Raw genomic sequence first — 11,990 nt, forward strand, 5'->3', positions numbered from 1 at the left:
ACAAAAATATTCGTTTATAAATTTGTAAATTTCGCACAAAACCCTATTTAAAGGGCTTTAAAGATATTTTAGTAAGAAATTTGTGTATTTTTAGAAAGTGAATTTGGGAAAAAGAAGTTTACATTTTTGAATAATTGCTATAACAAAAATGTTTTTTATATTGGTATTACTCTTATTTTACACTCTACATGTAAAACAGTTCACCTGATCTTTACATGTAGCACAAGCTGGAGCTACTTCGTCTATACTGTCATATATAAACTTCTTCCAAAGCTTATCTTGAGGTTTTATCTCTGAAAGTGATGGAAAGTGTTTTTTCATAAAAACTCCCATCTCAAATCTGTTTTTAAAACCCAAGTCTTGATAGAGATGGTTCATCATAAGTGATACTCTTGAGAGATATGGAGCAACCTCATTTTTACTATGTTCATCAATTGCATAAGACTGCAAAAACTGCGTTACTTTCTCTTCTAGTATTTTGTTGTTAGTTTTAAATGCCGTAGTCATTTTAAAAGTATCCTCTTCAACCACAAAGGAGGATTGTCTTTCATTAGTTTTTGTATTGATTGCAAAACTTCTTCTATTTTCTCATCTTCTTTTGATGACTTCATAGGAAAAGAGCCTGAGAGTTTCACCATGCTTGCTGCTTTTGGGCCTATTTTAGTTACATAGACTATATCACTACCATCAACACACATGATTTTATACTCTAGCTTATCAGCTTCTTGCTCATACTTTAGTGATGAGTCAACTTCATTTATAAGTTCATAGTTCTCTTCATTAACACCATATATATAAAATTTTTCACACCAGCCAAAGTGCTCATTTACATGTAAGCCATCTTTTGAGGCAAAAGCTATCTTAATCATATTACATATACCAAAATATTTTCATCTATAACTTTTGATAAAGTATCATAAATTAAACCATAAGTACTAGTTGAGGCCATTGAACAACCGGCACAATTACCTTGGTAAGCAAGTCTAATCTCAATATCTGGTTTATTTACATAATCTAGAATCATAATATTTCCACCGTCTTTTACAAGTATGGGTCTAATATATCTCTCAATTGCATCGTTTAAAATTTCAAGCTGTTTTTCATCAGTGCTAGTTCTATATGTTATATTTAACTTAGCCCAGAGATTTGGCTTAGTGTCTAAACCACCTACCATTGATATAGCCATTGGATGGTTAGATTTTGCAGCACTTAAGATACACTCAAAACCCTCTTTTACAGACTCTTCATTTGTTCTATCTTTTAAAAGAAGGTAACCAAGTCTAAAGTTAGCATTTTGATGGTTTTTTGCTACTGCTTTTCTAAAGTAAGCTATACTTTTTTCCATATCTTCTTCAACGCCGAGTTTTGTCTGATAGATTAATGCTAGATTATAGTTTGCAGAGTCATTGTCATATTCACTTGCTTTTAAAAACCACTCTCTAGCTCTTGTGAAGTCTTTATCAACACCATCACCTTTTAGGTACATCAAACCAATATTTGTCATCGCTTGGTCGTTTTTTTTACTAGATTCTTCTTCCCAAATAGTGTAGGCTTTATCAAAATCTTTTTCTCTATATGCTTGTAATGCTTCTTTGTGACTCATAATTAATCCTTTTTTAGCAACACTCGAACTCAACCTGTTCAAGTACTTCTATACCTGCTTCGAAATCGTACTCTTCAAAAAGATCAGATATGTAAAATACATTTGCGCAGACTAGGTAGAGAGTGTCTTTATTACCATCTTTTTCAAAAACTTCTCTATAGTTTTGTGGTATTTTATTCATAAAGTTATTCCAAAGTCTGTTTTTTGACTCTGGTTTTAACTTAAATAGTTCAATCATAGCGTCTATGACTAGTGCTGAATTTTCATAACAATCAATATTGTCAAAAGTTATATACCTATCCTTTTCTGAACTCATGCCCATTATGCATTCTCACAACCACATCTACATGTACTACCATCACCACCCGGATCAAGTTTGTCTTTATAGTTGCTTTTATTAACTATCTGAAGTTTTTTGTTTAAAAAACCTTTTAATATTTCATCAATAGACATCTTTGTATGTTCTACGCTGTAAACACTCATCTCATTTTTTGCAAATGATTTGTAAACTCCTTCACCCATATGGTAAAAGATTGTTGATGTAGCACCATTTTCTTTTAAAAATCCCGCACTCTTTGGACCTTCACCTTCTGCTTCATTTTTTATAACTACCAAGTCACCACACGTAGTGTCTAGTATCCCAAAAAATGGGGCTTTTCCATAAAGTTCTGATATTGTCGATGACTCTTGCTTATCTAAAGGTATAGCTAACATATTCTCTCCTTAATTAATACTATTAACCTTTACTATACAAGTTATGTTCCCTTGAGACTCCAAAGGAATAATTTATGTATAAATAACAATAAGGATAATATTATGGTAAATAAAAAATTAATTCGTGAACTGTTAAATGAGTCTGCATGTTCACATAATGATAAAAAAAAGAGTAGTTGTGATAAACCAAAACCAGGTGCGACAACTGGTGGATGTGCTTTTGAAGGTGCTCAAATTGCCCTATTTCCATACGCTGATGCGGTTCATCTTGTTCATGGACCTTCTACATGTCAAGGAGCTTCTTGGGAGACAAGAGAGACTCCAACAAGCTATGAAGGTGAAAACAACACTCTAACGGGTTACTATACAGATGTAACAACCAATGACATTATCTTTGGAAGTGATAAAAAACTTATAACATCCATTGAGTATCTTATAGAGCATAAAAAACCAAAGGCGATTTTTGTTTATGAAACTTGTGTAACTGCTATGATTGGTGATGATATAGACACTACATGTAAGAATTTAGAGAACAAACACAATATTAAAATAGTTGTCGTTCATGCTCCAGGGTTTGTCGGAAGTAAAAACTTAGGCTCTCGTCTTGGCGGAGAAGCTGTTTTAAATCAACTTATTGGAACACGTGAGCCTGAGGAGATTCACCCCTTTGGAATTAACCTCATTGGTGAGTACAACGTGACAGGCGACATGTGGCAATACACTCCTATACTTGAGAAGATTGGTATCAAAATAGTCTCAACTCTAGCCGGCGATGGAAGAGTTGAGAAAATCCAAACTGCTCACAGGGCAAAACTAAATGTGATTGTATGTGCAAAATCTTTAGTAACACTCACTAGAAAAATGCAAGAGAGATATGGCATACCTTACATCTCTGTATCGTTTTACGGAAAAAGAGACACATCAAACGCAATTATGTCAATCGTAAATGCTTTTGGCGATGAAGAGTTAACAAGAAAAGCAAAAATCATTATTGAAGAAGAAGAAGCTGCTTTGGAAGAACGTCTGATTCCATATAGAAAAATCCTAAATGGTAAAAAAGCCATACTCAACACTGGCGGAAACAAGTCATGGTCAATAGCTTCAGCGCTTCAAGATATAGGGATAGAAGTTGTTGCAACAAGTGTTAGAAAATCGACACTTGAAGATATCGAAATAGCAAAGCAATATGTAAAAATACTTATGAAAGTTCCAGCCAACGAACAGGCAAAACTAATAGATGAGCATAATGTAGATATTTTACTAGCGGGTGGAAGAAGTCTATACACTGCCATAAAGAAAAAAGTAGCCTTTGTAGATGTTAACCAAGAGAAAAAACTAAGTTACGGAGCGTATGGTGGACTTGAAAACTTGGCAAAAGATGTTTGTGCAGCTGTAAACAACCCAGTTTTTAAAATAGTTGGAGAAGCTGCTCCTTGGGAGTAGACATTTGTACATGTAGATATTAAGCTCGAACCTTCCATATAAAAAAATCATAAGTTGTAAAAAAGCTAAGTTACGGAGAGTAAGGTGTACTACGATTTATTATAAACTTAATATACTTATTTTCTGTGAGCTATCCTAATTACGGATATAACTAAAAGGTTGTTTTCTTTTAAATAGATAATGCGATAATTACCAGCTCGTTTTCTAAATTTACCTTTGTGTGGAATGTCCCCTATTTAATAGACAATATCATATCTGATATTTCTTCCTTGAGTACCTTCAATCTGATGTAAACAACCCAATTTCACAAGCTCTTGTATATCTCTTTTTGCTGTTGCCAAAGATGTTTTGGTCATTGCAACATATTTTTTTGTAGTAAGCCCGCCTTGAAATTCTCCTTCGTTATACTCTAATAACTTGCTCAGCACTTTTAATTGGCGCTGATTTAAAGTAATTTGACGCACCTTATCCCAAAACTTTGTTTTTTGTATAACTCTGTTGATCGCATCAAGTGTCTCTTGAAGTGAGTCGTTAAATCTATCTAAATACCATAATACCCAAGCTGTACAATCTAAATCTGGATTGTCTATCAAGTTTTGAGACATCTCTAGTTTGTCATAATAATTTTTACGATCTTTTGCTATTGCACTAGAGATAGAAAAATATTTATATTCTATCCCAAAATCTTTTGAGATTATGTAATCACTTATGATTCTTGCCATTCTGCCATTGCCGTCATCATAAGGGTGAGTAGTTACAAACCATAAATGTGCTATCGCGCTTTTAATATAGATATCGTCATCGCTTGTATTAATATACTTCAACAAAGCATCCACATCATTATCTATTCTCTTAGCAGGCACTCCTACGAAATGTACTTTTTCTTTGCCAATTACGCCTGAGACAATTTGCATGTCATCATAATCACGAAACACTCCCAGTTTGATTTTAGTAAAACGGCTTGGAGTCTGGGAAAGAAGTGAAATATGCCATTTATGTAAACGCTCTAATTCTAGTGGCGTTGTGTTGAGTATGGTATCCATTAAAATATCCGCGAGAGAGTCAGTGTGATGGGTAGACTTGTCATATACTTTGTCAAATGTTGCATCTAGTTTTTTTCTTATTGAAGATCTTACACTCTCTCTTTGAAGATGTTCCCCCTCTATTGCAGAAGTGGAAACAATCTCGCTTGTAAAAAGATCTATCTTAATGTTGGTTTGAGTATCTTTATCAAGAAGCGTGATTAATGCTTTTACTTGACCTATACTCTGAGATATTTGTGTGATTTTAGGAAGAAGCTCACGAAGGTTATAATTAAATTTTGGATAATTGGGATGTTGCCAAATCCATAGTTGTTTCTTTTTCATTTTTACCTCATGAGCTGATTAGTTTTCTAATCGTATCATTATATGAGCTACTTGTCAATTATAAATAGCTCATATTTTAGATAGTTCCAAATGTTACTGGTTGTGGAACTTTCTAGACCGTAAAATAAATTGTGTAAACCCACTTCTTATCCATTAAGCAATTGGTATTTTAGGATATATATGGCAGTTTCCAGTATCCGAAGCCATTACATTTAATTCATAAAACTGTTTATTTATAACTCACATTGCTTTATGTAAAGTGATGAAATCTATTACTTTCAGAGTAAGAATCTAGTGATATGAAAGTACAACTTAGTTATTTACTCTTATCTTCTAGACTTTGCACATGTTCTCTTAATAATACTAAAAGTTCTTGTTTTGCTTTTAGATGACACTCTTTCTCAGTTATTTCTATAGCATCCAAACCTTTCTTATCACGAATATTGATATCTGCATTATGCTCAAGTAAATATTTAGCAACTTGAATTGATTCGGGATGAGAACATCTTGCAACGGTATGCATTAGTGGTGTTCTTTCTGTTAATGTATCTTGAATATTAACATATGCACCATCTTTTATAAATAACATAAGCTCTTTATCTAGATTCCATTTAGCAGCAATATTTGTGGGTGTCATTCCTTTATAAATTGGAGTTTTAAAATTTGCACCTTTTTCAACTAGGAGTTTTGTAACATCAAAATAACGATATGCCAAAGCATGTATTAAGGGTGTCCTTTCACTATTGTTTTTTGCTTCAATATCCGCACCATTATCAAGAAGAAGATTAATGGCTTCTATATTGTTTTTACTAACAGCAGTAAATAACAACCTGTTTTTTTCTATAAGTGAGACTTCTTTATTTGTTCCAATTTTTAATAAGATTTTTAATTTTTCTATATCACTATGTACTATGGCGTGTTTTAGTGGAGATGGCTTTGATGAATTTTTATTATTATTATTATTATTATTATACTTTATTACAAAGCTCACTGGAGCCTTTTCTTCAAGATGTTTTTTAAGGTAAGCCATTTGCATAATTTTTACGATTTTCTCTGCTGTACGATAATTAATATAGTCGTATACATATTTTTTTTCATTATTTTGTATACTAATATCTGCCCCTAGTTTTAGAAAAAACTGAACATCTTTAAAAGAGCCATTTTTAAATGCTTCAAAAAGAATGGTTTCACCATTTGAATTACGTTCATTAATATCTGAACCATTTTTTATTAAATAATTAATCATAGATGCTTTCTTCTGATGGTAAGCGTATAACAATGGAGTTTCTTTAAAATTATTTTTTGTATGAATATTCGCTCCATATTGTAAAAGTAATTTTAGAGCTTTTTTGTTCTCATAACTTACAGCAAAAAATAACGGCGTTGCACCATACCTATTTTTTGCCTCTACATTTGCACCTTTATCAAGTAACTTTTTCATAATATTGAGATTATCTAAAGATATTGACATATGTAAAGCTGTTGTACGATTGTTATTGTAGTCATTAACATTTATATTATTTTGCAATAGTAAATCGACTTTGTTTTCATCATTTTTATAAACTGCATGCATCAACTCTGTCCAACTATCTTTATCAGTATATGATTTCTCTGTATAAACAATTTTCTTTCCATATTGCGTAAGAACTTTTTCTACTTTAAAATTTGGATTCTTAAGTTTTTTTCTCTCCATCCAAAGAGCATTTCTAATTCTATAGGGTACATCATTATCAAAGTAATCAAAAATAGTTTTGCCATACTTGTCTTTATGCATAATATCTGCACCAGCTTTTATAAAAAGGTTTAGATAATACAAATTATTTAATTTGATGGCATAAAAAAGTGGTGTTTTTCCTTCGGAGTCAATAGTATTAATATCTGCTAGATGATTAATTCCCTTAAATGGTTCTAGCTTTTTAGCCATTCTAAACAGACGTTTTTCAGCTTCTTTCTTTTTACTTACCATACGTTCTTTATGAGTCTGATAAGGTTTACACTCATTACATGATTCAGTAACTTGCTTCAACCACTCTTCACGTTTAATATAATGTTTTTTCAGTTCTTTCATTGGACGTTGTCTTGAAGACGTCAAGTCTTCAGTGTATTTTTTAACATATTTAGGCAGAAAATTTGTATAAAGCTCTGAACTTGACTGTTTTTTTAAACATGGATTAGTATGTAAACCACCCCATAGGTCTGTGATATCATCTTGAATATTATTTACCATATTAAGATCATATAAATAAAATTTACGCCCCATATGATCTTCATTTTTACGTACAGATTTTCGTAATGTGGCAGTTGGAGTAAGTTCATATCGAATTGCTTTGCGAATTTGGCTACCTTCTTCAATCCACTTATCATTACCGTTAAGTTTTATACTACGACGCATACAATCCATACTCATATCTTTTTCTACATCAAAACGAAATATATCAATCATACTTTTAGCATTAATGAAACTTTCATAAGATTTCTTATACTCATTAAGATAAAAATTTATGATTGGATCATCGTACTTCTTCAAGATAGGTGCTTTTGGCTTTCTTACATTACTAATATCATTGGGTATAGAAATATTTGTTGTGCTGTTACATAAAAAAAAGTCTTTAAGTTCATTAGTATTGTTTCCATCAACTTTCATTTTCATAGCTATTGTTGTTAGCCACCATTCCATTGAATTTTTTATGCCATGTTTGTAATCTTCCTCATTACCTGATGATTTGATCTCATCAAATATAAATTCATATAGTTTTCTAAAATGCTTCCCTGTAATGTGTTTTTCCAAACAATCAGATAGTCTTATCGTTATCAGACCCTCCATAAGATTTTGTCCATCTGCATTAAATGTTACCTTTTTTGTTGCTGATAAAAGTTGCTGCATCTCATATTTAACAGAATTGTTGTAATCAAGGGAATTTATGTAATCATTTGTTTTAGTGAATGTGAACTCGTTAACAGCTAAGAGACTAGTGTAAAATAGTATTAATATTGTGTAAAGTTTCATTATAAACCTTTTTAATTATAAACAACAATATACCATAATATTTTGTCAATTTTAAATATCTGTATTATTATTAAAAATGAATACATATGTGCCCAAGAATGACTAACTATAAAGAAGTTGAAAATTTTTTATAGAGTTACAAAGTCCTTGTTTACAGTCTTTTGTAGTTTTTATTATGTTGTTTTATAATTTCCAGTATCCGGAGCCACACTAAACTTAAACCTCATAACCTCTTATATTTGGAACAATTTTTAGTAACGGGAAGATTGCTCCAAAGTAAGTTGAATTTTGGAACATTATGAAGTAGTCAATTTGACTACTTCTTTTTAGCTACATCTTTAATAGCTCTATAAATCTTCCAAATTGAACGCCTTTTTTCTTTGCAGCTTCAATCCCTTCCTTAACACGCTCACTAATGAGATCTCGTTCAGCTAGAAGTTGAAACTCTTGCATAACCTACATTCATAGTTGACTCCTTTATTATGAATAGATTAACTATAACATTTTGTAAATTAGTACTTATTTGCTATTTTAATCCGAATATCGTATAATTATAAAAAAGGAGGGTACTTATGAAAACTAAAGATATATTTGATGTATTTGGTATTGCTCCATCTACATTATCTGACTGGAGTAAAGAAGATAACAAAAAGTATACCCTTGCTCAGCTGCTTAAAAATATGAGCATGGATGATGTTAAAGATATCTTATCAAAGGAACAAAACTCTCAATCAAAGCCAGTGATGCTTTTATCAACGGTGAATTGTTCTATAGGAAATAAAAAAAAGCATTTTACACTTACTGGTTTAAAAAATCTGTTTTATAAAAAAGAGCCTTTAGATGTGTATGATAAATATGCACTTAAAACTATAAAGAATGAAGCATTAGAAGAAGAGATAGTTGATTTTAGAAACTACTATAGAATATCTCCTAAGAGAGTTGAAACAGTATTGGCTTCATTATGAAAAATATTGAATTTATAAAAGAACATTACAGTGAACAGATACACGCTTTAAACAGTTTTATTGAAGATGCTTACAGTTCCTTACCAAATAAAGACTACTCTACAATCAGGTTTGGTGGTGGAACTGCATTAGCTATATACTATTTTCAACACAGACTTAGTTTTGATATTGACTTATTTGTGACTGATGTACAAATATTAAACTACCTTAGCCCAAAGCACTGGATAGATGAAACAAATAAATTTAATACTAGCAAGTACATTGATCTATCAAACCACATAAGAGTATTGGAGAAGAAGAATAATATAAAAATCGACGTATTGGTCTCCCAAAATGCTTCATCTGACTATTTACTTGACAATTCAAAAGTCATTTTTACCAGTGATGTATATGTTGAGAGCATAGAAGATATTATTGCTAAGAAAATAGTTTATAGACGAAATGATAATCTTACAAGAGACATTATAGATATCGCCATAGCTATAAAGTTAAAAGATGGCATCCTGCAAAATATGCTTGAGAGAGGCTTGATTAATGAACTAGATTTGAAAGAGTTAAAAACTTCATTGGAAGAGTTGGATAAAAAAACTTTTGAAGAAGAGATAGAAATTGTAGCGCCTTTTGAAAATTACATAAATGATGCTAAAAATGCTCCTGAGATTATAAAGCAAGAATGTCAAAAAATATTAACTTAGATGTGCTTCTGTGGAGTTCGTTTGTTCCAAAAAGAAGCGGTTGTGACATAATGAAAAAAAACGGGCTCCTGAATAATAAACCTTTAAATCATTCATGATTACTTTGAATATCATAAGGCAATTCAATTTTAAAACATGCCCCATCATCTTTATTATAAACGCTAAGTTTTCCTAAAAGATGCTTTTCAATAATCATTTTACTCATATATAATCCAAGGCCCGTTCCATTTTTTTCATTTTTTGTTGAAAAATATGGGTCAAATATCTTATCAATTATATCTTCGTGTATACCACCACCATTGTCACTAACTGTGATAATAGCACTCTCATCATTGCTTTGCTCACATCTGATTACTATGCTAGCATCGATGGTTTTTTTCTCCACTAAAATATCTTTAGCATTATTGATTATATTAATAAACACTTGCATGAGCTCTCTTGGATATATATTTATCTCTTTATCTTCTTTTGGTTTCTTCATTTTTAGAGTTATATTATTGGACTCTAAAGATTTGCCTATTACTGAAAGGGCACTTTGTATAACAGTGTTTATTTTGGTTCTTTGTTTAATCTTATCTGGCTTAAAAAAGTCTCTGAAGTCATCAATTGTTTTAGATAATTCTTGGGTGCTGGTATTTATTTTATTTGCTATTTCTTTTAATTCAATTACATTTAGGCTATCTAGGTCAATATCAGCTAAGATACTGTTAGACAGCATTGATATTGTTGATATGGGCTGTCTCCATTGGTGTGCTATCATACTTATCATCTCACCCATTGCAGCATTTCGGGATTGGACAAGAATCAAGTCATCTTTCTTTTTTGCATCTGTAATATCGTGAATATACCCATGCCATATTGTGCTACCATCTTCAAGTTTTTCAGGTTTAGAGAATCCTTGAAGCCAACGCACGCCTTTTTTTGGTAAATCTACTCTATATTTTAGATTCCAATCTTTCATACTCCGCGCGGAATCTTGAATTGTGCTTACTATCATCTCTAAATCATCTGGATGTAAAACATTAAATGCTGGCTGTGCGTCTTCGACTAGGTCTTTAGGTTCAGCTTCATATATGTCTTTTATTCCACTGCTAGCATAAGGAAAGCTTGCATGCCCATCTGCGTCAAGTTTATATTGGTACACGGTTCCCGGTATATTTTCAGTTAGTTTTCTTAACATAGTATGACTATTTGTAAGCTCGATTTTCTGCTGTATACTTTGGGTAACATCACGTGCTATTCCGTAAAGACCGATGAGTGTTCCGTCCTTATCATTAACGGGGTACTTTCGGTTGTCTACCCAACCACGTATTCCATCTTTTGAAAGTGTTTCTTGGATTTCATGAGCAATAGAAATACCAGCAAAAACTTGTTTTTCAAGATTGTAGTAAATATCGGCTAATTCTTCAGGAAAGACATCATAGTCTGTCTGTCCAAGCAAATCAGTCCAATGTTCAGCTGGATCGCAAAGTGAAACGAGGGATTGACTAGCTCCCGTAAATACATGATTACGGTCTTTGAAATAGATATAATCGTCAGTATTTTCCATTATTGCAGCAAAGTTGACCATCTCTGAGGAGTCTGCCATTGTTCTTTGCAAACTTTTTGAGTCTTGTAGCGTTACATCTAGCACTACGGTATCGGTAGCGATTTCTTTATTATATAGCATCTTAATACAACGGACACGTCCATTTGCTTGTCGGAGGCGGATATTAAACACACCTTCACTCAAGTCTTCGGTAGAGAATAGTATTTCGGCGATCTCAAGGTCATCTAAATGAAACTGCTCTTTTAAGGATACTTGTCCAGTGAGATAATCTTGCACTGTGTAACCAAGTAATCTTTCAATAGTATCGTCGATTGATAATACTAGTATGGATTCATTGCTTAATGACAATTTGAGGCTGACCTCAAGTATTGATTTTTGATTTAACAATTTTTCCCCTAAATGAGTTACTAATTTAGATTTTATATTTTGAATGATAATCTTATATAACATTTTAACATTTTTGACTTAATTAAAAAATGGATGCTTATATTGCTAATTTTTATACCTCATAAACTCTTATATTTGGAACACGAAGCACTCATATTAGTTTTCCGTGTTCCATAAAGTGTTTAAAAAGTAAAAACTGCAAAGTTCCACAAATCTTAAGGGATTATGGAACATATCATAGTCTTTGAAGATTTGCCTTT

The 11,990-nt window shown here is 31.9% G+C and carries 12 protein-coding genes and 1 pseudogene; 3 read left to right on the forward strand and 10 right to left on the reverse strand.

All coding sequences use genetic code 11. The features are described 5' to 3' along the window. Positions 1 to 177 precede the first annotated feature (177 nt). The 5 genes from HUE87_RS07810 to HUE87_RS07830 are packed head-to-tail and all read right to left on the reverse strand — an operon-like array spanning position 178 to position 2,317. Positions 178 to 507, reverse strand: a complete 330-nt coding sequence (locus tag HUE87_RS07810) for a nitrogen fixation protein NifQ (protein ID WP_194365641.1) — start codon at positions 505 to 507, stop codon at positions 178 to 180. Further along, positions 504 to 869: a NifB/NifX family molybdenum-iron cluster-binding protein gene (locus HUE87_RS07815; protein ID WP_229855087.1), complete on the reverse strand. Its 366-nt coding sequence runs from the start codon at positions 867 to 869 to the stop codon at positions 504 to 506. The genes HUE87_RS07810 and HUE87_RS07815 overlap by 4 nt, the downstream gene beginning before the upstream one ends. After that, positions 866 to 1,603 carry a NifU family protein gene (locus HUE87_RS07820; protein ID WP_194365642.1) on the reverse strand — a complete coding sequence of 246 codons (738 nt, stop codon included), beginning with the start codon at positions 1,601 to 1,603 and terminating at the stop codon, positions 866 to 868. Before HUE87_RS07820 ends, HUE87_RS07815 begins: the two co-directional genes overlap by 4 nt. A gap of 13 nt (positions 1,604 to 1,616) precedes the next feature. Further along, complete coding sequence (gene cowN, locus HUE87_RS07825) at positions 1,617 to 1,919, reverse strand: N(2)-fixation sustaining protein CowN (RefSeq protein ID WP_194365643.1); 303 nt, start codon at positions 1,917 to 1,919, stop codon at positions 1,617 to 1,619. Positions 1,920 to 1,924: 5 nt separating this feature from the next. Further along, positions 1,925 to 2,317, reverse strand: a complete 393-nt coding sequence (locus HUE87_RS07830; RefSeq protein ID WP_194365644.1) for a NifB/NifX family molybdenum-iron cluster-binding protein — start codon at positions 2,315 to 2,317, stop codon at positions 1,925 to 1,927. 102 nt (positions 2,318 to 2,419) lie between these two features. Here HUE87_RS07830 and HUE87_RS07835 point away from each other — a divergent pair, with 102 nt between their 5' ends. Next, positions 2,420 to 3,760 (forward strand): nitrogenase component 1, encoded by a 1,341-nt coding sequence (locus HUE87_RS07835; protein ID WP_194365645.1) that lies wholly within the window; start codon positions 2,420 to 2,422, stop codon positions 3,758 to 3,760. Positions 3,761 to 3,876: 116 nt separating this feature from the next. Here HUE87_RS07835 and HUE87_RS07840 read toward each other — a convergent pair. The 4 genes and pseudogenes from HUE87_RS07840 to HUE87_RS12705 form a co-directional block, all read right to left on the reverse strand. Continuing rightward, a pseudogene (locus tag HUE87_RS07840) lies at positions 3,877 to 3,981 on the reverse strand (type II toxin-antitoxin system RelE family toxin); the annotation flags it as partial. Positions 3,982 to 3,996: 15 nt separating this feature from the next. Next, positions 3,997 to 5,127 carry a Fic family protein gene (locus HUE87_RS07845; protein WP_194365646.1) on the reverse strand — a complete coding sequence of 377 codons (1,131 nt, stop codon included), beginning with the start codon at positions 5,125 to 5,127 and terminating at the stop codon, positions 3,997 to 3,999. 316 nt (positions 5,128 to 5,443) lie between these two features. Then, on the reverse strand, positions 5,444 to 8,134 hold the full coding sequence (locus HUE87_RS07850) for an ankyrin repeat domain-containing protein (RefSeq protein ID WP_194365647.1): 2,691 nt from the start codon (positions 8,132 to 8,134) through the stop codon (positions 5,444 to 5,446). 330 nt (positions 8,135 to 8,464) lie between these two features. After that, on the reverse strand, positions 8,465 to 8,587 hold the full coding sequence (locus HUE87_RS12705) for a recombinase family protein (protein ID WP_229855089.1): 123 nt from the start codon (positions 8,585 to 8,587) through the stop codon (positions 8,465 to 8,467). A 119-nt stretch (positions 8,588 to 8,706) separates the two neighbouring features. Here HUE87_RS12705 and HUE87_RS07860 point away from each other — a divergent pair, with 119 nt between their 5' ends. Together HUE87_RS07860 and HUE87_RS07865 are read left to right on the forward strand one after the other, a co-directional pair. Further along, on the forward strand, positions 8,707 to 9,099 hold the full coding sequence (locus HUE87_RS07860) for a hypothetical protein (protein ID WP_194365648.1): 393 nt from the start codon (positions 8,707 to 8,709) through the stop codon (positions 9,097 to 9,099). After that, positions 9,096 to 9,794 carry a nucleotidyl transferase AbiEii/AbiGii toxin family protein gene (locus tag HUE87_RS07865; RefSeq protein WP_194365649.1) on the forward strand — a complete coding sequence of 233 codons (699 nt, stop codon included), beginning with the start codon at positions 9,096 to 9,098 and terminating at the stop codon, positions 9,792 to 9,794. The genes HUE87_RS07860 and HUE87_RS07865 overlap by 4 nt, the downstream gene beginning before the upstream one ends. A gap of 88 nt (positions 9,795 to 9,882) precedes the next feature. Here the strand turns inward: HUE87_RS07865 and HUE87_RS07870 are convergent, their stop codons facing one another. Continuing rightward, complete coding sequence (locus HUE87_RS07870) at positions 9,883 to 11,730, reverse strand: PAS domain-containing protein (RefSeq protein WP_194365650.1); 1,848 nt, start codon at positions 11,728 to 11,730, stop codon at positions 9,883 to 9,885. Positions 11,731 to 11,990 lie beyond the last annotated feature (260 nt).

The organism is Candidatus Sulfurimonas marisnigri, assembly GCF_015265475.1.
GTDB lineage: Bacteria > Campylobacterota > Campylobacteria > Campylobacterales > Sulfurimonadaceae > Sulfurimonas > Sulfurimonas marisnigri.

What these genes read in the sequence shown, in the direction of transcription:
- HUE87_RS07815 (WP_229855087.1), bottom strand. Translation starts at nt 869, where the DNA reads ATGATTAAGATAGCTTTTGCCTCAAAAGATGGCTTACATGTAAATGAG.
- HUE87_RS07820 (WP_194365642.1), bottom strand. Translation starts at nt 1,603, where the DNA reads ATGAGTCACAAAGAAGCATTACAAGCATATAGAGAAAAAGATTTTGAT.
- HUE87_RS07810 (WP_194365641.1), bottom strand. Translation starts at nt 507, where the DNA reads ATGACTACGGCATTTAAAACTAACAACAAAATACTAGAAGAGAAAGTA.
- HUE87_RS07845 (WP_194365646.1), bottom strand. Translation starts at nt 5,127, where the DNA reads ATGAAAAAGAAACAACTATGGATTTGGCAACATCCCAATTATCCAAAA.
- HUE87_RS07830 (WP_194365644.1), bottom strand. Translation starts at nt 2,317, where the DNA reads ATGTTAGCTATACCTTTAGATAAGCAAGAGTCATCGACAATATCAGAA.
- HUE87_RS07850 (WP_194365647.1), bottom strand. Translation starts at nt 8,134, where the DNA reads ATGAAACTTTACACAATATTAATACTATTTTACACTAGTCTCTTAGCT.
- HUE87_RS07860 (WP_194365648.1), top strand. Translation starts at nt 8,707, where the DNA reads ATGAAAACTAAAGATATATTTGATGTATTTGGTATTGCTCCATCTACA.
- HUE87_RS12705 (WP_229855089.1), bottom strand. Translation starts at nt 8,587, where the DNA reads ATGCAAGAGTTTCAACTTCTAGCTGAACGAGATCTCATTAGTGAGCGT.
- HUE87_RS07835 (WP_194365645.1), top strand. Translation starts at nt 2,420, where the DNA reads ATGGTAAATAAAAAATTAATTCGTGAACTGTTAAATGAGTCTGCATGT.
- HUE87_RS07865 (WP_194365649.1), top strand. Translation starts at nt 9,096, where the DNA reads ATGAAAAATATTGAATTTATAAAAGAACATTACAGTGAACAGATACAC.
- cowN (WP_194365643.1), bottom strand. Translation starts at nt 1,919, where the DNA reads ATGAGTTCAGAAAAGGATAGGTATATAACTTTTGACAATATTGATTGT.